We start from the raw sequence: 20,131 nt of genomic DNA, 5'->3' as shown, positions 1-20,131 counted from the left end.
CGCCTGCCATGATCGAGGGCGAGCGAACGTGATCGGGGGGCCGGCGAAACCTGCCTGAGCTCCCGGACTTGAACGACGGGATCGTGCGACGGCATGGGGCCGCGCGCCAGGAGGCAAGGATTCGCCGGGCAACGCATGGGGCCGGAAATCGACGATAGCAGCCGCAGGCTGCCGCTCATCGTGATGGTGGGCCGGACGTTCGCGGGCGTCGTGGCTACGCTTGCGATCGGCTTTTTCGTCGCGGCCGTCGGCTTCATCGGCTTCCTGTCGCAATTGCGCGGCGCCGAGATCAAGCCCGAGCGCAAGGCGGACGGAATCGTGGTTCTGACCGGCGGCTCGTCGCGGGTGTCGGACGCCGTGGAACTGCTCGCCGGCGGCTATGGCAGGCGGCTGTTGATTTCAGGCGTGCACCCGACCAACGAGGCCAGCGACATCACCCGCTCACTGCCGGAGGCGCGGTCGTTCATCAATTGCTGCGTCGATCTCGACTACTCCGCGATCAACACCCGCAGCAACGCGGCGCAGACGCGACGCTGGGCCGCTGAGCGCGGCTTCAAGTCGCTGATCGTCGTGACCTCGAACTATCACATGCCGCGCGCGATCGTAGAGCTGTCGCACGCAATGCCGAGCCTGGATCTCATTCCCTATGCCGTCGTCGGCGAGAAATGGCGGGATGAGCCGTGGTGGACCAGCGGGCCGACCTTGCGGCTCTTGCTGTCCGAATACGCCAAATATGTCGCCGCCGAAGCGCGGCTGCGGCTGGCCGATCTCGGCCTCGATCTCGCGCCCGAGGTCGACCTGCCGACCGGCTCCGTGTCGCGCCGGCCGGCGACGGCACAAGCCAATTGAACTGGGTCCCTGATGGTTTCGATCTTCCTGCGTTCGCTCCTGTTCAACATCCTGTTCTATCCGAACTTCGTGTTCTGGGCGATCGTCGCGCTGCCGACCTTGGCGATGCCGCGCAAGGCGCTGCTGCGCGTCGCGAACTGGTGGGCGCAGAGCAACATCATTTTGATGCGCATCGTCTGCAACATCCGCGTTGAATATCGCGGTGTCGAGAAGATCCCGACGGGGCCCTTGATCGTCGCTGCCAAGCACCAGTCGATGTGGGAGACGATCTCGCTGCTGCACTTTTTCGACGAGCCGTTCTTCGTCCTCAAGCGCGAGCTGCTGCGCATTCCCCTGTTCGGACAATATCTCGTCAAGGCGAACATGGTGGCGATCGATCGCAGCTCCGGCGCACGGGCCCTGAAGCAGGTGATGCGGCGGGCCGCGGAAGAAGTGAAGCACGGGCGCCAGTTCGTGATCTTCCCCGAGGGCACGCGGCGGCCGCCGGGCGCGCCGCCGGACTACAAAGGCGGGGTCGCGCTGATCTATGCGGATTGCGGCGTGCCGTGCCTGCCGGTCGCGCTCAATTCCGGACTGTTCTGGCCGCGCCGTACCTTCCTGCGCTATCCGGGGACGCTGGTTGTCGAGTTTCTCGATCCCTTGCCGCCGGGCCTGCCGCGCGACGCATTCATGACCCGCATCGAGAGCGTCATCGAGGAGGCGACGAACCGGCTGGTGGCGGCGGGACAGGCCGAGCAAGCGCAGCTGTTCGGCCGTGTGCCGGCCCCGGTGAAGGCGTGAGACGGCTACGGCGAGTCGCCCGGCGCCGGATGCCGCGAGTGGCCGTCGTCATGCAGCATCATGGCCAGCCGGTGCAGCTGCGTATCGCGAAAGCCCTGGGCCTCGATCGCCTTCACGGTCGAGAGCACATAGTCGCGGTTGGCGCCGGACTGGCCATGGCCCTGGCGGACATGGCGCAACTGCTCCTGCAGCGACAGCCGGCCGGCATATTGGACATGGCCGCGGTCGACGACATAGACCAGCGCGCTGACGCGCTGCCTTGCTTCGTTCTCCAGCCACACCGAGCGCGTCACCTCGCGATACACCGAGGTCACCTGCTCGCGCGCGCGCAAATAGGCGATCGTCTCGTCGCGCCTGGTTTCCGCGACCCGGAACGCAATCCCGCGGCACGCGCCACCGCGATCAAGGCCGAGCACGAGGCCCGGCTTTTCCGGCGTTCCGCGGTGGACAAACGAATAGACACACAGCGCGCGGTGCTCGCCGATCAGCCGCGCCGGCACTTGCTCGAGGAACTCGAAACCGGGCCGCCACATCAGCGAGCCATAGCCGAACACCCAGAGGTCGCCGTTGGGAAGATCACGATCGGACAGGGTCATTGCAGACATCGGAACGGAAGCCTAAGGGTGGTGCTCGCGAATTGTTAACTGAAATACACAATCCGTGATCGTGGAATCGCCTAAATTGCTGCCCAAAGGGTGTCCTGCATGTCTCGTTTGCCGCAAGCGCCCCGCAGGCGCCCACTCTGGGGCCTCCTCGCAGCCCCCATCCTGCTCCTGATCGCCGCCATCGCGTGGAGCGGATTCTGGTTCTTCGCTGCTTCGCAGGTCAATGTCCAGGCCGACGCCTGGCGCGCCCGCGAGGCCAAGTCCGGCCGCGTCTATGATTGCGCCAAGCGTTCGGTGGCCGGTTTCCCGTTCCGCCTCGAGGTCCGCTGTTCCGATCCGAGCGTCGCCTTGTTCTCGCAGGCCGCGGGCACGCCCTTGATGAACGCCAAGCTCGACGAGATCCTGGTCGTCGCGCAGGTCTGGGATCCGCAGCGGATCATCGCGGAATTCAAGGGACCCGCGACGATCGCTGACGGGCACGGGCCGGCGTCCTATGCCGTGAATTGGCGCTTGGGGCAGGCCAGCGTCCGCGGCCTTCCGGGGTCGCTGCAGCGCGCCGATCTCGTCTTCGACCAGCCGACCATCGATCGCGTCGAGGGTGGCGCGACCGTTCCTGCCGTGCGTGCCGATCACGCCGAATTGCATGGTCGCGTCGCGGACGGTACGCCGTCCGATCATCCGGTAATCGAGACGGCGCTCCAGATCGCGAGTGGCAGCATTCAGGACAGCCATCCGCTGCTGGCCGAGCCGTTCAATGCCGACATCCAGGCCCGGGTCACGGGGCTGAAGGACTTCCACCCGAAGCCTTGGCCGGAGCGGTTCCGCGAGATCCAGGCGGCTGGCGGTCATGTCGAGATCGTCCAGTCGCGCATCCAGCAGGGCGAACTGCTGGCCGTCGCCTCGGGCACGCTGACCCTCACCGCCAATGGCGGGATCGACGGCGAGGTGCAGATGACGGTGGCGGGGATCGAAAAGGTCATCCCGGCGCTCGGCCTCGACAAGATGCTCGAGAACGGCGTGCCGCAGGCGACGCTCGACCGCGTTGCTCCGGGTGTGAAGTCGCAGGATCTCAACAACCTGTTCGGGGCGCTCGACCGCGCCATTCCCGGTCTCGGCAAGGTCGTCAAGCAGAACGCCAATGCCGGCGTCGCCGTCGGCATCAACGCGCTCGGCAAAGAGGCCACGCTCGAGGGCCGCAAGGCGCGCAGCTTTCCGTTGCGCTTCTCGGATGGGGTTGTCGTGCTCGGTCCGTTCAAGGTCGCCCGCGTCCCTCCGCTATTCTAACCGTTAGGGCTTCTTGATCTGCGGCAGCGGCCGGCCGAAATCGGGCGCCGCCGAATCCTGGCCGACCTCGACAATGCCGCGGCGGATCGCGCGGGTCCGGGTGAAGTGATCGAACAATGCCTCGCCGTCGCCGCGGCGAATCGCGCGTGTGAGCTTGGAGAGGTCCTCGGTGAAGGTGCCGAGCATGTCGAGCACGGCGTCCTTGTTGCTCAGGAAGATGTCGCGCCACATCGTCGGGTCGGAGGCGGCGATGCGGGTGAAATCGCGGAAGCCGCCGGCGGAGAACTTGATCACCTCCGATTCCGTCACCTGCGCCAGCTCGTCGGCGGTGCCGACGATGGTGTAGGCGATCAGATGCGGCAGATGGCTGGTGATCGCGAGCACCCGGTCGTGATGGTCCGGCGTCATGATCTCGACCTTGGCGCCCAGCGCGGCCCAGAACGCGCGGAGACGATCGATGGCGTCGGGATCGACGCCATCCGGCGGCGTCAGGATGCACCAGCGATTGATGAACAGCTCGGCGAAGCCGGAATCCGGCCCCGAATTCTCCGTTCCTGCCACCGGGTGGGCCGGCACGAAGTGCACGTTCGCCGGCAGATGCGGGGCCATGTCGCGGACGATTGCGCCCTTGACCGAGCCGACATCCGAGACGATGGCTCCGGGCTTCAGATGCGGCGCGATCTCCTCGGCCACTGGGCCGCACGCCCCCACAGGAATGCAGAGGATGACGAGGTCGGCATCCTTCACCGCCTCCGCATTGCTCGCAACGACATGGTCGACGATGCCGAGCTCGGTGACGCGCGCCCGCGTCTTCTCGGAGCGGGCCGTCGTGACGATCTCGCCGGCCACCCCGTGTTGCCGCGCTGCGCGCGCGATCGAGCCGCCGATCAGGCCAAAGCCGATCAGCGCAATGCGTTCGAATTTTCCCGCGACGCTCACTTCGGCCCCATGAATTCGCTGAGTGCATCGACGACGAGACGATTGGCCTCCTCGGTGCCGATCGTCATGCGCAAGGCGTTCGGCAGCTTGTAATTGGCGAGCGCCCGCAGCACGAGCCCGCGCCGGGTCAGGAAGGCGTCGGCCTCGACCGCGGTCTTGCCCTTGTCCGTCGGGAAATGGATCAGGATGAAATTGGTGACGCTCGGCGTCACCTTCAGCCCGAGCTTGCCGATCTCAGCAGTCAGCCAGTTGCGCCACTTTTCCGTGTGCGTCTTCGACATCTGCTGATGCGCGGTGTCCTCGATCGCGGCGACAGCCGCCAGCATCGCCGGGGACGAGACGTTGAACGGTCCGCGGATGCGGTTGATGGCGTCGACGATGTGCGCCGGGCCGAACATCCAGCCGACGCGGAGCGCGGCGAGGCCATGGATTTTGGAAAAGGTGTGCGTAACGACGGTGTTCTCGGTGGTCGCGACCAGCTCGATGCCGAACTCATAGTCGTTGCGCGACACGTAGTCGGCATAGGCGGCGTCGAGCACCAGCACGACATGCGCGGGCAGGCCGGCGCGCAGCCGCTTGACCTCGTCGAACGGGATGTAGGTGCCGGTCGGATTGTTCGGGTTGGCGAGCCATACCAGCTTGGTGCGCGGCGTCACCGCGGCGAGGATCGCATCGACGTCGGTGCGGTACTCCGTCTCCGCAGCGACCACGTTCTTGGCGCCGCAGGCCATGGTGGCGATCGGGTAGACCAGAAAGCCGTGCGCGGTGGAGATCGCCTCGTCGCCTTGGCTGAGGAAGGTGTGCGCCAGCAGATTGAGGATCTCGTCGGAGCCGGCGCCGCAGACGATGCGGTCGGGATCGAGGCCGTAGGTGCGGCCGATCGCCTCGCGCAGCACCCGCGACGTCCCCTCGGGATAATCTTCAAGATGGCCGGCGGCGCTCTTGAACGCCTCGATCGCTTTCGGCGAAGGGCCGAACGGCGTCTCGTTGGCTGACAGCTTGAACACCTTGCGGCCCGGCTCGGGGATCGGGCTCTTGCCCGGCGTATAGGGCGCAATGTCGAGAATGCCGGGATTCGGCACGGGGCGGGACATCATGAACTCCGGACGATGATCACTGGCGCAGCGCGTCTCAGCTCGGAACCGTATAGCGTTTGGCATGGCCGCCGACGAGGGCCGCCGAGCGTACCGAGGCGCCCGCCGCGATCAGGGCCGCCTTGATGCTGTCCAGGTTGGACGGCGCCTCGATCGACACCAGCAGCGCGGCGCTGTCGAAGGCGGTATCGGGCACCGCAATGACGTCGGCGAGCGGCGACAAGGCGCGCGACACCTGCGCATTCCAGCCGGAGACGCGGATGCTCCAGGTCTCGACCTCCAAGACCAGCGCGTCGTCGGCAACCCGCGACACCGCGAACACCGGCAGTGCCGCCGGATGGTCGGCGCGCTCGATGAAGGGCATCCGCGCGATGATCTTCGGCGCGCCGGCGGGCTCCAGCGTGATCCACCACGGCGTATGGCCCGAACTCGTCGACACCAGCGCGAGATCGCCTTTCGAGCGCGCCACCGCTTCGACGGCAGCCTGCGCGCTGAAATGCGCCACATACGGGACCACGAAGCCGAAATGGAACCGGGCCGAATCGCGCATCGCGGATTCGCCGACCGAGACGTCGGCATGCACCGAGAACGGCGCCTGGACATAGGTGAAGGTCGACACGATCACGCGCCAGATGCCCTCGACGGTGTCGAGCGGCAGGATGCCGCGATGGCGCTGCACCAGGCGGCGCATCATGTCGGCCTCACGGGCCGGGCGGAACGCCGACCCGACCTCCTGCGTCTTCTTGACCTTGATCAGCCGGTCGATGATGTCGGCCCGGTTCATCAGCAACTGATGGACCTGCTCGTCGATCGCGTCGATCTCCTTGCGCAGATCGGCAAGCGAGGGCGGGGCGGGCGGCGGGTTCGACATGGTCGCGGTCACTCTTCGTGGGCCACGGGGGAACGCGCGGCCGCTGGGAATGGATGCCGTTCTGTCCGATGCGCCGGGCCTACGCAACAGCAAGTTTACCTTGTGCGGCCTAGGCTTGGCTGGATTGCAGCCGTGGAGTGCCCGATCGGCGGTCAACCCCTGCTTGCCTTGACGAGGAGCGCCCGCGGGACTAGTTTCTGCTCGTTCCGTGGTCATTTGAGCCGGCCGGCTTGCAGCCACGTTAAACAATTCGCTAAACAGGCCGGGGACGTTATCGATCCCGGCCGAACCCCAGTTCAGGCCGGGTTTTTCATGGCCTGATATGTCACGTGGTTCGGGAGCCCTGGCCGGATGGCCGGGGTGAAAGACATGACAGGCCTGACGCCGAAATCCACATCCTCGCTGCGCACGATCGCGCCCGAGGAGCGCTCGCACGAGGTCGACCATCCGAGCTCGCTGGTCGCGCAGTTCGGCGCCGACAAGCCGCTCAAGCTCGATTGCGGCGTCGACCTGTCGCCGTTCCAGATTGCCTACCAGACCTATGGCGAACTCAATGCCGACAAGTCCAACGCGGTCCTGATCTGCCACGCGCTGACCGGCGATCAGCACGTCGCCAACCGGCATCCGGTCACCGGCAAGCCCGGATGGTGGGAGACGCTGGTCGGCAAGGGGCGGCCGCTCGACCCCAGCCGCTATTTCATCGTCTGCTCCAACGTGATCGGCGGCTGCATGGGCTCGACCGGGCCGGCCTCGCTCAATCCCGCGACCGGCAAGGTCTGGGGCCTCGACTTCCCGATCATCACCATCCCCGACATGGTGCGGGCACAGGCGATGCTGATCGATCATCTCGGCATCGACACCTTGTTCGCCGTGGTCGGCGGCTCGATGGGCGGCATGCAGGCGCTGCAATGGACGGTGGCCTATCCGCAGCGCGTATTCGCCACCTTGGCGATCGCCTGCGCGACGCGGCACTCGGCGCAGAACATCGCCTTCCACGAGCTCGGCCGCCAGGCCGTGATGGCCGATCCCGACTGGGATCATGGCCGCTACGGCGACAAGGGCGTCCATCCGCATCGCGGGCTTGCGGTGGCGCGGATGGCCGCGCACATCACTTATCTCTCGGACGCCGCGCTGCATCGCAAGTTCGGCCGCCGCATGCAGGATCGCGAACTGCCGACCTTCTCGTTCGACGCCGATTTCCAGGTCGAGAGCTATCTGCGTTACCAGGGCTCGTCCTTCGTCGAGCGCTTCGACGCCAATTCCTATCTCTATCTGACGCGCGCGATGGACTATTTCGACATCGCCGCGGACCATGACGGCGTGCTGGCGGCGGCGTTCCGCGGCATCAAGACCCGCTTCTGCGTGGTGTCCTTCACCAGTGACTGGCTGTTCCCGACCTCGGAATCGCGGGCGCTGGTGCATGCGCTCAACGCGTCCAGCGCGCGGGTCTCGTTCGCTGAGATCGAGACCGACAAGGGCCACGACGCGTTCCTGCTCGATGTCCCCGAGTTCTTCGACATCGCCAGCGCGTTCCTCGATTCCGCTGGCAAGGCGCGCGGCCTCAAGGTCGCGAACGGAGGCTGACCCATGAGCCTGCAGGGTGTGTTGCCGCTGAACGGCTTTTCCGGCGGCGAGGTGCTGGCCTATCGGCCCGATCATCTCCTGGTCGCCGGCATGGTCGAGCGCGGCTCCAAGGTGCTCGACATCGGCTGCGGCGACGGCGACCTGCTGCAGCTCCTGGAGAGTCGGGGCATTGACGGCCGCGGCATCGAGCTGTCGCGCGAGGGCGTCAATCACTGCGTCGCCAAGGGGCTCGCGGTGGTGCAGGGCGACGCCGATACCGATCTCGTCGACTATCCCGACGATGCCTTCGACTATGTGATCCTGTCGCAGACGCTGCAGGCGACGCGCCGGCCCAAGGCCGTGCTCGAGAACCTGCTGCGCATCGGCCGCCGCGCCATCGTCACGTTCCCGAATTTCGGCTTCTGGCGGCTGCGCCTGCAATTGCTCGTCGGCGGCCACATGCCGCGCACCGACAATCTGCCCTTCACCTGGTACGACACGCCCAACATCCATTTCTGCACCATCAAGGACTTCGTCCAGCTGTGCGACGAGATCGGCGTCAAGATGGAGCGCGCCGTGGCTCTTGATAGTTATGGCCGTCCGTTGCGCGTCGCGATGCCCTGGTGGTTCTGGAACATGTTCGGCGAGCAGGGCGTGTTTCTGCTGAGCAGAGGCGAGCGGCGGTAGGTCTGGATCGTTTGCGCGCTGGTAGGTAGGCCACCTCACGCGCGTCATCCTCGCCGTCGTCCCGGCCTTGGGCCGGGACCCATACTCCGCAGCAGGAGTGAGGCGGGAGCGCTGAGTCATACCCACCTCGGTTCGTTACGCAGGCCGGTGGTTATGGGTCCCGGCTTTCGCCGGGACGACGTCGGAGGCCTAAGCGGCACCTCACGCAACATGCCTCCCTGGCGCGTCGACTTCACGTCTCAAACAACGGATGGCGTGGCATCGTATTCCCGCGGCACGTTTGTGCCCGAGCTCTGCGGCAGGTCTCACCTCTGACAACGCAGAGGCGCAGGGAAGGCCGGATGCTGGCCGCACCCATGGCCCGCCTGCGGAAAAGAATGCAGGCGGCAGGTACCACAGGTCCGAGCCGGAACAACCGGCCTTCCCTGCGCGATGATTTGACGGCTGCTTCGCGTTCTCCCCGGTGCGCCGGGCTTTCTGGCCACCGTCGTCGGCGAAATGCATCACCAACTTGATCCTAGCGTCGGAGGATCAGGACCGCGCGACTTGACCGTGCGCATCGGAATTGTCCGTCCACGCGAGAAATCCCACGCGCAACCCGACACGCCCACCGCATCCCGCACTCAGCGCTCGTGACGACCGCGATACGCCCCTCTTGCTGTGAGGCGGGACGGGCGGAAACATCGATCTGATTTGCCCGACGGTGCAAGGGCTCATCATGCGACAAACTAACACGACGGGCAGTAGGTGCATGACGCTCATGCGCAAACTGCCCGTCGGGCAGCGAGAACAGGGCAGCGCGATCAGCGCCCGCCCATCTTGAGCAGCTTCGGAAGGTCCCGCATTTGCTGCAAAAGATTTGCACAGACGGGCGCCAATTGCAGTTCGACGTCCGGGTCACCGCCGCTGAATCCGATGACCTGCATGCCCGCAGCATGCGCCGCAGTGACGCCTGACAACGAGTCCTCGATCACGACGCAGCGCGCGGGGGCGATCCCGAAGGTCTGCGCAGCGTGCAGGAAAAGATCAGGGTCAGGCTTCCACGAGCCGACGTCGTAGGCGCTGAAGATGCGGCCTTCGAAATAGTTCAGCAATTTTGTCAGTCCGAGTGCGTGCCTGATCTTCGACATCGGCCCGTTCGATGCGACGCAGAACGGAAGAGTGATCTCCGCAAGCGCCGCATGTATCCCCTCGACGGGTTGCAGTTCGGCTTCAAATGCCAGTGCAGTTGCTCGCCTCACGCCAGCCTCGAAATCCTCGCCGACGCGGCGCCCCAATCGCCGTTCGATTTCTCGCACGCAATCGGCGAACTTCAACCCGCGAAAGAGCCTTTTGGCCTCTTCCAGGTCGATGGATATTCCTTCGTCCGCTGCTGCACGGGCCAAAACGCTGAGGGCGATTTTCTCGCTATCGACCAAAACACCGTCTGAGTCGAAGATGATCAGCTCTATCAAGATCGGCACCTGCGTCTGGCACGTGGAAATCAAGGGCCAGCGCAGAGAGCGATATCAGAAGTCTCGAGGAAACACACCTTCCGTTGCGCGTGGGATCGTGTTCACCGGATTGGGGTGCCCCGTGCGGGCCAGCGCTCGACGCTGGGATGAACGCCGCGTACAATGGAGAGAGCTGAAACGTCCAAGCACGCGTGAGGTGCCCGCATGAAATCGTTTCGCAAGGAGCTGTGGTTCGACATTCCGGGCCGGCGCGCCTTCATCAACATCACGCCTGAGGTCGAGGCGGCGCTGCGGGAGAGCGGGGTGCGCGAGGGGCTGGTGCTGGTCAATGCCATGCACATCACGGCCTCAGTGTTCATCAATGACGACGAGAGCGGGCTGCATCACGACTATGAGCAGTGGCTGGAGAAGCTGGCGCCGCACGAGCCCGTGTCCGGCTATCGGCACAACCGGACCGGCGAGGACAATGCCGACGCCCACATGAAACGCCAGATCATGGGCCGCGAGGTTGTGGTCGCGATCACCGGCGGCAAACTCGATTTCGGTCCCTGGGAGCAGATCTTCTACGGCGAGTTCGACGGCGGACGCCGCAAGCGGGCGCTGATCAAGATCATCGGGGAATAGGGTTAGCCGTCGCGGTGTTGGATGGCCGAAGATTTGGGAGGCNTCGACGGCGGACGCCGCAAGCGGGCGCTGATCAAGATCATCGGGGAATAGGGTTAGCCGTCGCGGTGTTGGATGGCCGAAGATTTGGGAGGCCGTCATTGCGAGGAGCGCGAGCGACGAAGCAATCCAGGGGCTGCACGTGAAGTCTTTCCGTGTGGCCCCTGGATCGCTTCGCTGGCGCTCGCGATGACGGAGGAGGGTGGTGACAGCCGCCGCTGTCATGCCCGCGCAGGCGGGCATCCAGTCCGCCGCAGCCCCCCGGTGGACCAGCTGCCAACTCGGAATACGGGATGGCCCGGTCAAGCCGAATGATGACAGCCGTGGCGATGCGGCAAGCTTAGCCACGATCGTCATTGCGAGGAGCGCAAGCGACGAAGCAATCCAGGGGCCACGCATGAAGTCCTTCCGTGTGGCCCCCGGATCGCTTCGCTGGCGCTCGCGATGACGGAGGAGGGTGTGACAGCCGCCGCTGTCATGCCCGCGCAGGCGGGCATCCAGTCCGCCGCGGCCCCTCGGTGGACCCAGCTGCCAACTCGGAATACGGGATGGCCCGGTCAAGCCGAATGATGACAGCCGTGGTGATGCGGCGAGCTTGGCCACGATCGTCATTGCGAGGAGCGCGAGCGACGAAGCAATCCAGGGGCCACGCATGAAGTCCTTCCGTGCGGCCCCCGGATCGCTTCGCTGGCGCTCGCGATGACGGAGGAGGGTGGTGACAGCCGCTGCTGTCATGCCCGCGCAGGCGATGACAGGTGAGGTCGGAGCAGCAGCATGCCTCCTCATCCTGCCATCGACCGTGGATCTCGCACTCCCCACCGCCCGGCCTCGGCCAAGGCGATGAAGCGCTCGGCTGCCTCGTTGAACAGCGCGGGCTCCTCCAGATTCAACACATGGCCGGACTTCGGGAAAAACGTCAGGCCCGAGGCCGGCAGGTGCCGCTTCAGGAACAGGCTCGGCTCGATGCAGGCCTCGTCCTCGTCGCCGCAGATGATCAGGGCCGGCGTGGTCACGCGGCGGATGGCGTCCGCCATCGTGTAGATCGAGGGCCGGCCGCCCTGGAAACCGCGCATGGTGTTGGCCGATCCCCGCGCGTCGTGACGGGCCAGAGCCGCGTAAAAGTCGGCGTGGCCGCGCGGGTCCTTCACCAGGAAGGGGATGCGGCCGGGGGCCCCGCGGGTGACCTTGGCGGTCTCGGCCGAGCCGAGGGTCTCGAACTGCTCGGCGGTGGCGCGGCACTGGGCGCGGAAGGCGTCGAGCTGCGTCAGGTCCGAGCCGGAGCCGACCCCGGCCAGCACCATGGAGCGGATGCGCCGGGGCGCGTTCAGCGCCACCTGCAGCGACGAGTAGGAGCCCATCGACAGGCCGACGAAATGGGCGCTGGCGATGCCGAGGTGATCGAGCACGGCCAGCGCGTCGGTGTAGAAATGCACGTAGCTGTAGAGGTCGGGTGAGGCCGGCACGTCCGAGGGTGTATAGCCGCGGGCCGCGTAGGCGATGCAGCGATGGCGGCGCGCGAAATAGCGCAGCTGCGGCTCCCAATTGCTGTGGTCGGCGGCGAATTCGTGCAGGAAGAGAAGCGGCGTGCCGGCGCCAACCTCTTCAAAATACAGGCGAACGCCATCCGTGGCTGTTGCGTGTGGCATCAAAAGCTTCCTCCTGCTTTGCGTGTGGCATGATGACGAGTCGCGCAATGCGCGACAACTGGAAGCCGCCTCGCCTCGATTCGGTCGTTCAACGGACTCCGAATCACCTCCTGTTTGCCGTGATTCCGCCATCGATCGTCATGGTTTCGTCACATCCCGACTTTTTACGGACCAGCGCTGGCGGCTCGCACGGGAGCCGGGCTGGGACAAGGGGGTGCCAAGTCAGGGTACCGGGGGAAGTAACAGAAGGAATGAGTATGGTTGTGTCTACCCTTCGCCGGTCGCTTCACATCGTTGCGCTGACCATGGGTGCGGCAGTGATTGCCGCCACCGCAACACCGGCTTCGGCCCGTCCGCATCACGGCTCGGGGCATCATGCCCACCGCAGCCACGGCGGCCATCACTACGCCAAGCGTCATTTTCACCACCGCTCCGCCCGGATGTCGCGCTGGGAGCGCGGCGTGGCGCGGATGGAGGTGAGCAGCGTCGCCGACGCACAGGCCAGCCTGATGATGCCTGGGACGGCGTCCGAAGGGATGGCGACGTCCGGCGGCTTCAGCGGCGGCAGCAGCGTCGTGGCCGCGGCGCGCAGCTACATCGGCAGCGGCAATCCGACCGGCCGCCGCAGCCTGTGGTGCGCGCGGTTCATGAACATGGTGCTGGAGCGCACCGGCCATCGCGGCACCGGCTCCGACTTGGCGCGCTCCTTCGCGAGCTACGGCCAGCGCGTCTCCGGCCCGCAGGTCGGCGCCATTGCCGTGATGAGCCGCCGCGGCGGCGGCCATGTCGGCGTGGTCTCGGGCGTCGACGCCCAGGGCAATCCGATCGTCATCTCCGGCAACAACGGCCACCGCGTCCGCGAGACCGCAGTGTCGCGCGGCCGGGTGTATGCCTATGTGATGCCGAACTGATACGTCCCTCGAACTCGGCATTGGAACTGATGAGTTGAGCCGCTTCGGCTCGGACACTCTGCGCCTCCCCCGCATGCGGGTGGGGCCGCCCCACGAAGACTGCTCATAGGGCTGCCCCCACTCCAGCCCTCCCCGCAAGCGGCGAAGGGGGGCGCACTGTTGGCGCGGTGAGAGTTCGGGTCCAGGTCCCGCTCATGCCGTCATTGCGAGCGAAGCGACGCAATCCAGGGCTACGCGACGACTCTGGATTGCTTCGTCGCCTGCGGCTCCTCGCAATAATGACGCGGGGAGAGAGGCGGAGCTCTTCCGGAGCACGCGGGGGGAAGAGGGGCTCACACCAGCCGCGGCTGCTCCACCGCGAGGTCGTCGCCGAGCGCGATGTCGCCGGCCTCGATCACCTCGGCGTAGATGCCGCATTCATTATTGCCGCGGTGCTTCATCAGCGCGGGCGGGATGTCGAGGTCGCGGACGGCGGTGTCGGGGTCGACGTTGACGGCGGCGCAGCGGGTGGTCGTCTTTACCACCTTGAGCCGCGCCGCGCCGATCCGCAGCGTCTCGCCGAGCAGCGCGGCCTCGTGCCAGGCCGGCCAGCCGGTGACGTAGATATTGGCGCGGAAGCGCAGCGGATGCACGGTCGCGCCGACCATCTGCTCGATCTCGGCGACCGAGGCCAGGTTGATGATCGAGACCACCTTGCGGGCGAGATCCGTAAAACTGTAGCCGCCGCCGGACAGCAGCCTGGCCGGTCCGCGCAGCTCGTCGGCGAATTCGCGCGCAAAGAACGCTTCGATCGCGGCGCGCCCGTCGACGCTTTCGAGATCGCCCGCGGCGACGATGGCACCGTCCTTGCGGATGGTCAGCACGTTGGTCGCGTCCTCGAAGACCGTCTTGAAGCCGGCCAGCCGCTCATTGCGCATCAGCATCAGATAGGCGGTTTTGGGCTTCCACACCGGGGCCTCGGGATCGAAGCCAGTCGGGCCGTTCTCCAGCGCGTAGCGGCGGTCGGCCGGCAATGTCTGGCCGGCGCGCAAGGGGGCCGTCTGCAGTGGTTCCGGGGTAAGGCCCTTGATCGGATAGCGATACAGGCCGGTGATGCGCGCAGGGCTGATGTGGCTCATGGCCGCGGTCATAGGAGATTCCTCCCCTGGCGGCCAGGGCACACGAATTTGTGAAGCCGCCCCTTCCGTTTTCGGGCCGCCTTCCCACATTTCAGCTCAAGCCGGGCGCAAGCCGGCGACGTGGACGGTTGCGGCGTTGATGGATGTCAACGTGCGTGGACCGGAACCCAATGAAGATGCTGGAACCGTGCCTTCGGGGCGTCACAGCAGGCTGAGGGAAACATCATGAATATCGAAAAATATACCGAGCGCGCGCGGGGCTTCATCCAATCGGCGCAATCGCTGGCGGTGCGCGACGGCCATCAGCAGTTCTCGCCGCTGCATCTCCTCAAGGTGCTCCTCGACGACAGCGAAGGACTCGCGGGCGGTCTGATCGATCGCGCCGGCGGCAATTCGCGCGCCATTCTGAAGGCCACTGAGGATGCGCTGGGCAAGCTGCCGAAAGTGTCGGGCAGCGGCGCCGGGCAGATCTATCTGTCGCCCGAGCTGGCGCGCGGCTTCGACGCGGCGGAGAAGGCGGCCGAGAAGGCCGGCGACAGTTTCGTCACCGTCGAGCGGCTGCTGCTCGGCCTGACGCTGGACAAGAACAGCGAGACCGGCAGCATCCTCGCCAAGGGCGGCGTCACCGCGCAGAACCTCAACGCGGCGATCGAGAGCTTGCGCAAGGGGCGCACGGCCGATTCGGCGACCGCCGAGAACGCTTATGATGCGCTGAAGAAATATGCCCGCGACCTGACCCAGGCGGCGCGCGACGGCAAGCTCGATCCGGTGATCGGCCGCGACGAGGAGATCCGCCGCACCATCCAGGTGCTGTCGCGGCGGACCAAGAACAATCCCGTGCTGATCGGCGAGCCCGGCGTCGGCAAGACCGCGATCGTCGAGGGGCTGGCGCTGCGCATCGTCAATGGCGACGTGCCGGAGAGTCTAAAGGACAAGCGGCTCTTATCACTCGATTTGGGCGCGCTGATCGCCGGTGCCAAATATCGCGGCGAGTTCGAGGAGCGGCTGAAGGCCGTGCTGCAGGAGGTCACGGCCGCCGAAGGCACCTTCGTGCTGTTCATCGACGAGATGCACACCCTGATCGGCGCCGGCAAGGCCGATGGCGCCATGGATGCGTCGAACCTGTTGAAGCCCGCGCTCGCGCGCGGCGAGCTGCATTGCATCGGCGCGACCACGCTCGACGAGTATCAGAAGCATGTCGAGAAGGACGCCGCGCTCGCCCGCCGCTTCCAGCCGGTCTATGTCACCGAGCCCACGGTCGAGGACACGATCTCGATCCTGCGCGGCCTGAAGGACAAATACGAGCAGCATCACGGCGTGCGCATCACCGACTCCGCGCTGGTCGCCTCGGCCACGCTGTCAAACCGCTACATCACCGACCGCTTCCTCCCCGACAAGGCCATCGACCTGATGGACGAGGCGGCGGCGCGGCTGAAGATGCAGGTCGATAGCAAGCCCGAGGAGCTGGACTCGCTGGACCGCGAGATCATCCGACTCAAGATCGAGCAGGAGGCCTTGAAGAAGGAGAGCGATCTCGGCTCCAAGACCCGGCTGCAGGCGCTGGAGAAGGAGCTCGCCGATCTCGAGGAGAAGTCGGCCTCGCTGACCGCGAAATGGAGCGCCGAGAAGGACAAGCTGTCGAACGCGCAGAAGCTCAAGAGTGAGCTGGACGCGCTCCGCATCGAGCTCGCCAATGCGCAGCGCCGCGGCGAGTACCAGAAGGCGGGCGAGCTGGCCTATGGCCGGATCCCCGAGCTGGAGAAGCGGCTGGCTGACATCGAGGCCAAGGAGAATGCCGGCGAGATGATGGAGGAGGCGGTCACCGCCAACCACATCGCGCAGGTGGTCTCGCGCTGGACCGGCGTGCCGGTCGACAAGATGCTCGAGGGCGAGAAGGACAAGCTGCTGCGGATGGAGGACAGCCTCGGCAAGCGCGTCGTCGGCCAGTTCGAGGCCGTGCATGCGGTTGCGACCGCCGTGCGGCGCTCGCGCGCCGGCCTGCAGGACCCGCACCGGCCGATGGGCTCGTTTATGTTCTTAGGCCCGACCGGCGTCGGCAAGACCGAACTGACCAAGGCGCTCGCCGAATATCTGTTCAACGACGAGACCGCGATGGTCCGCCTGGACATGTCCGAGTACATGGAGAAGCACTCGGTGTCGCGGCTGATCGGCGCGCCTCCCGGCTATGTCGGCTATGACGAGGGCGGGGCGCTGACCGAAGCGGTGCGGCGCCGGCCGTACCAGGTCGTGCTGTTCGACGAGATCGAGAAGGCGCATCCGGACGTGTTCAACGTGCTTTTGCAGGTGCTCGACGACGGCCGCCTGACCGATGGCCAGGGCCGCACCGTCGACTTCCGCAACACGCTGATCATCATGACCAGCAATCTCGGCTCCGAGTTCCTGGTCAACCAGCCGGAGGGCGAGGATACGTCCGAGGTGCGCGAGCTGGTGATGGGCACGGTGCGGAGCCATTTCCGGCCCGAGTTCCTGAATCGTGTGGACGAGATCATCCTGTTCCATCGCCTGCAGAAGAGCGAGATGGGCCGGATCGTCGAGATCCAGTTCTCGCGGCTCCAGAAGCTGCTGGAGGAGCGCAAGATCACGCTGTCGCTGGATGGCGATGCGCGCGATTGGCTCGCTGCCAAGGGCTGGGACCCGGCCTATGGGGCGCGTCCGCTGAAGCGGGTGATCCAGCGCAGCGTGCAGGATCCGCTCGCCGAGATGATCCTCGCCGGCGACATCAAGGATGGCGACAAGGTCGCGATCTCCTCGGAGGGTAACGTGCTGACCTTCAACGGCAAGGCGCATCGCACCGCCGAGATCGCGACCTTCGAGGCGCCGATCCCGAAGCGCAAGCTGAACTGATCTCCGGCTTTCGCCGGACGTCACGAGAAACGGCAATGAGAAACGGCCCCGCTGAGTGCTCAGCGGGGCCGTTGTCCGTTGGAAACAGGTTTCAGGCCGCAGAGGCCTGACGGCTCACTACCGGCTCACCTGGATCGGGCCGGCATCCGAAATCCGCGACGCGCCATTGCCGCGGCTGGTCATCATCTGGTCGACGCGGTCGCGCTCCTTCTCGAAGCTCGCCATCATCTGGCCCTCCAGCGAGCGGCCGCGCGGCAGCTTCACGCGCATCGGGTCGACGAAGCGGCCGTTGACCAGGATCTCGTAATGCACGTGCGGGCCCGTCGACATGCCGGTCGAGCCGACGAAGCCGATGACCTGGCCCTGGCGCACGCGCTTGCCGGGCTCCATGCCCTTGGCGAACGCAGACAAATGGCCATAGGCGGTCTCATAGCCATTGTTGTGCTTGATGCGGATATATTTGCCGTAGCCGCCTTCGGTGCCGACCTTCTCCAGCACACCATTGCCGGAGGCGAAAATCGGGGTGCCATAGGCGGTCGCCCAATCGACGCCGGTGTGCATCTTCACATAGCCGAGGATCGGGTGGCGGCGGCCGCCGAAGCCGGAGCGCATGATCGCGTTGTTGACGGGCTTGCGGACCAGGAACTTCTTCGCGCTCTTGCCGGTCTCGTCATAATAATCGACGACGCTGTCGTCGGGGGTCTGGAACCGGTAGTATTTCTTGGTCTCGCCGCCGACGGTCAGCGAGGCGAACAGCACCTCGCTCTTGTCGTTGGTGCCGGGCTTGTCGTCGTCGTCGCCGGCATAGAACACGTCGAACGAGTCGCCCGGCTGCACCTTGCGCTGGAAGTCGACGTCGTAGGAATAGATCCGGATCATGTCCTCGATGACGGGCGCCGGCACCTTGTTGCGCATCGCCGTTTCGTAGATGCTCTGGTAGAGGCGGACGCCGGTGCCGTCATCCTCTTCATCATTGGTATTGTCGGCGGTCTCGGTGACCGTGTTCATGCTCTGGACGTCGACGGCGACATATTTGCCGAGATCGGACAGAGCGGCCACCGCCTCGATCATGCTTTCGTTGGCGACGATGACGCGGAACGGCTGCAGCCGGGCGCCGGGGGCAGGGCTCGACGGCGCCATCAGAATGCGCAGCTTCTCGCCTTCCTTGAGGCCGCCGTCGCGGCCGCGCGTGCCGAGCTGGGCGGCGATCGCCTTGGCCTCGTCGGGCGTCGCGCCCTGGTCGCGCAGTATCGAGGTGACGGTGTCGCCCTTCTTCACCAGATGGACGCGCTCGCCGAGCGGATTGCCGCCGGTGATCTGGTCCTTGGTCTTGGGCAGCAAGGTCACGTTCTCGGGCACGACCCGGGTCTCGAAACCGGCGTAGGGATCGGGCGAGGTCCCGTCACTGGCATAGGACAGTTTGAGGTCGCCGCCTTGTACGCCTTGCACACCGGTGGCGTCGGCCGCGGCATTGGCCAGCGACGCGTAGCGGACGCCGCCATTGTTGCCGCGCCAGTTCGCCGCGTCGCGGACCCGCATCACGATCTCGTCCAGCGCCACCGAAGCCGCGATCTTGGCCTTCGGCAGGACGCCCGCGAGGTCCTTGGTCACGAACGACACTTCGGCGTCGGGCTCGACCGCCTCGGGGTTGTTGGGATCCTCACCGGAGCCCGTCTTGTCATTATCGCCGTCGTTGAGCAGCCGCTGCGCGTTGAACGGCGGGATCTTGGCCGACAGATCGCTGGTGGTCATCGACAGGTTGCCGGAGATCCGCACATAGGGACGGACCCGGATCAGCTCGCGCGACCCGGCGCGGGTCACGGTCGAGACGCGCACGACGTTGCGGGCGGCGGCAGCTTCGCTCGGGGGCGGCAGCCGGTCGCTCTTGCGCAACGTGGCAACGCGATCATTGGCGCCGAAGGCTCCGCGCAGCGCGCTCTCGACGCGCTCCGGCATGCGGGCGAATGTCATCTCGCCATCGAGCGAAGCGAAAACGGCGCCGCCAATGAGGGCTGCGCCGCACAGACCGGTCAGGATCGTACCCGAGAACCATTGGACGGAGACGCGTCGGCGATCGATCACCGCGGCTTCGGAGCCATCGACCGATAGCGGTGGCTCATGACCGAGATCGATCATGCCGACCTCGCGTCCATATCCCCCGCGTGACGTCCGATGGTTCAACCTTCGTCCCCCAAGTTCAAAGTCAGCACCGAGATCACTCAGCTGCCGGTTGGCTACCGTGTAAGACAAACGGCTCGGAATGATGGCGCGTCTCTGACGGTTCGAGGCTGTTGGGCTTGGAACCCGCAATCCCCGAACCGCTGTTATTCTTCAGGATCTCTCGATGTCGTCTCGGTCGTCTGATCAGGCGAAGGGCTCGCCCATTCCTTGATCTGGATCACCCATGAAGTCTGGCATCCCCACCTGGAGCCAAATCAATTCAGGTCGATGCTTAACAAATCGTCGCAGGATTGTGGCCCAAGTGGGGCACGATGTCCGCAAGAAATCGGGGTTCTGGGGCGGTCCTAAAAAAAATGATTCGATGCGACGATTTCATGAAAAAGGTCGTTGACACCCCGATCGGACCCCCCTATACACCCGATCACTGAGCGCGGCGCCGCTTCGGGACACACCGAGGCGAGCATTCGCGCCGATACTGCTCCTCACTTCGTTGAGTGGTGCACAACCGGTAGAACCCGGTTGCCCATCGCCGTCGAAAGGGTCGAGTGGGTCCCTCCGAGAGAGGGTGGGGCTGAGGCTCCGGGCTGTTTGACAAGTGAAGATGAAGAAAGAGAAACGTGG

16 protein-coding genes and 1 riboswitch are annotated in these 20,131 nt (G+C 65.7%); of the genes, 8 read left to right on the top strand and 8 right to left on the bottom strand.

The genetic code is table 11. From position 1 onward, the window contains the following. The first annotated feature begins 183 nt into the window (after window positions 1-183). Both HL671_RS29740 and HL671_RS29735 read left to right on the top strand, forming a co-directional pair. Window positions 184-849, top strand: a complete 666-nt coding sequence (locus HL671_RS29740; protein ID WP_012041471.1) for a YdcF family protein — start codon at window positions 184-186, stop codon at window positions 847-849. 12 nt (window positions 850-861) lie between these two features. Further along, window positions 862-1,629 carry a lysophospholipid acyltransferase family protein gene (locus HL671_RS29735; protein ID WP_012041472.1) on the top strand — a complete coding sequence of 256 codons (768 nt, stop codon included), beginning with the start codon at window positions 862-864 and terminating at the stop codon, window positions 1,627-1,629. A gap of 5 nt (window positions 1,630-1,634) precedes the next feature. On the opposite strand, the gene HL671_RS29730 is transcribed toward HL671_RS29735, so the two are convergent. Beyond that, entirely contained in the window at window positions 1,635-2,234 is a 600-nt protein-coding gene (locus HL671_RS29730) for a gamma-glutamylcyclotransferase (RefSeq protein WP_041750361.1), read from the bottom strand. 99 nt (window positions 2,235-2,333) lie between these two features. On the opposite strand from HL671_RS29730, the gene HL671_RS29725 reads away from it, so the two are divergent. Beyond that, window positions 2,334-3,518 (top strand): DUF2125 domain-containing protein, encoded by a 1,185-nt coding sequence (locus tag HL671_RS29725; protein WP_172241230.1) that lies wholly within the window; start codon window positions 2,334-2,336, stop codon window positions 3,516-3,518. 3 nt (window positions 3,519-3,521) lie between these two features. On the opposite strand, the gene HL671_RS29720 is transcribed toward HL671_RS29725, so the two are convergent. Genes HL671_RS29720 through HL671_RS29710 form a run of 3 tightly spaced genes read right to left on the bottom strand, consistent with a single transcriptional unit; the run spans window position 3,522 to window position 6,422 of the window. Beyond that, window positions 3,522-4,457 (bottom strand): prephenate/arogenate dehydrogenase family protein, encoded by a 936-nt coding sequence (locus HL671_RS29720; RefSeq protein ID WP_012041475.1) that lies wholly within the window; start codon window positions 4,455-4,457, stop codon window positions 3,522-3,524. Next, window positions 4,454-5,551, bottom strand: coding sequence for a histidinol-phosphate transaminase (gene hisC, locus HL671_RS29715; RefSeq protein WP_012041476.1), 1,098 nt, complete (start codon window positions 5,549-5,551; stop codon window positions 4,454-4,456). Before hisC ends, HL671_RS29720 begins: the two co-directional genes overlap by 4 nt. A 37-nt stretch (window positions 5,552-5,588) precedes the next feature. Continuing rightward, complete coding sequence (locus tag HL671_RS29710) at window positions 5,589-6,422, bottom strand: chorismate mutase (RefSeq protein ID WP_012041477.1); 834 nt, start codon at window positions 6,420-6,422, stop codon at window positions 5,589-5,591. 198 nt (window positions 6,423-6,620) lie between these two features. Continuing rightward, a riboswitch (SAM riboswitch) is annotated at window positions 6,621-6,700 on the top strand. Between the two features lie 91 nt (window positions 6,701-6,791). Here HL671_RS29710 and metX point away from each other — a divergent pair. Both metX and metW read left to right on the top strand, forming a co-directional pair. Further along, complete coding sequence (metX, locus tag HL671_RS29705) at window positions 6,792-8,006, top strand: homoserine O-acetyltransferase MetX (RefSeq protein ID WP_041750362.1); 1,215 nt, start codon at window positions 6,792-6,794, stop codon at window positions 8,004-8,006. Window positions 8,007-8,009: 3 nt separating this feature from the next. Then, window positions 8,010-8,672: a methionine biosynthesis protein MetW gene (gene metW, locus HL671_RS29700; RefSeq protein ID WP_012041479.1), complete on the top strand. Its 663-nt coding sequence runs from the start codon at window positions 8,010-8,012 to the stop codon at window positions 8,670-8,672. A gap of 803 nt (window positions 8,673-9,475) precedes the next feature. On the opposite strand, the gene HL671_RS29695 is transcribed toward metW, so the two are convergent. Beyond that, complete coding sequence (locus HL671_RS29695) at window positions 9,476-10,126, bottom strand: HAD family hydrolase (protein WP_210264153.1); 651 nt, start codon at window positions 10,124-10,126, stop codon at window positions 9,476-9,478. A gap of 204 nt (window positions 10,127-10,330) precedes the next feature. Here HL671_RS29695 and HL671_RS29690 point away from each other — a divergent pair, with 204 nt between their 5' ends. Continuing rightward, window positions 10,331-10,750 (top strand): secondary thiamine-phosphate synthase enzyme YjbQ, encoded by a 420-nt coding sequence (locus HL671_RS29690; RefSeq protein ID WP_172241224.1) that lies wholly within the window; start codon window positions 10,331-10,333, stop codon window positions 10,748-10,750. 821 nt (window positions 10,751-11,571) lie between these two features. Here the strand turns inward: HL671_RS29690 and HL671_RS29685 are convergent. Beyond that, window positions 11,572-12,435, bottom strand: a complete 864-nt coding sequence (locus HL671_RS29685; protein WP_172241221.1) for an alpha/beta fold hydrolase — start codon at window positions 12,433-12,435, stop codon at window positions 11,572-11,574. 257 nt (window positions 12,436-12,692) lie between these two features. On the opposite strand from HL671_RS29685, the gene HL671_RS29680 reads away from it, so the two are divergent. Further along, complete coding sequence (locus HL671_RS29680; RefSeq protein WP_012041483.1) at window positions 12,693-13,346, top strand: TIGR02594 family protein; 654 nt, start codon at window positions 12,693-12,695, stop codon at window positions 13,344-13,346. Window positions 13,347-13,678: 332 nt separating this feature from the next. Here HL671_RS29680 and HL671_RS29675 read toward each other — a convergent pair whose 3' ends face one another. After that, window positions 13,679-14,506 carry an MOSC domain-containing protein gene (locus HL671_RS29675; RefSeq protein ID WP_012041484.1) on the bottom strand — a complete coding sequence of 276 codons (828 nt, stop codon included), beginning with the start codon at window positions 14,504-14,506 and terminating at the stop codon, window positions 13,679-13,681. 183 nt (window positions 14,507-14,689) lie between these two features. Between HL671_RS29675 and clpB the strand changes: the two genes are divergently transcribed. Next, entirely contained in the window at window positions 14,690-17,329 is a 2,640-nt protein-coding gene (clpB, locus tag HL671_RS29670) for an ATP-dependent chaperone ClpB (RefSeq protein ID WP_012041485.1), read from the top strand. A gap of 117 nt (window positions 17,330-17,446) precedes the next feature. On the opposite strand, the gene HL671_RS29665 is transcribed toward clpB, so the two are convergent. After that, window positions 17,447-19,510, bottom strand: coding sequence for a M23 family metallopeptidase (locus tag HL671_RS29665; protein WP_012041486.1), 2,064 nt, complete (start codon window positions 19,508-19,510; stop codon window positions 17,447-17,449). Window positions 19,511-20,131 lie beyond the last annotated feature (621 nt).

Source organism: Bradyrhizobium denitrificans (assembly GCF_013179005.1).
GTDB lineage: Bacteria > Pseudomonadota > Alphaproteobacteria > Rhizobiales > Xanthobacteraceae > Bradyrhizobium > Bradyrhizobium denitrificans.
The sequence above is the reverse complement of the archived record's forward strand: the minus strand, read 5'-3'. Positions and strand labels throughout refer to the sequence as shown.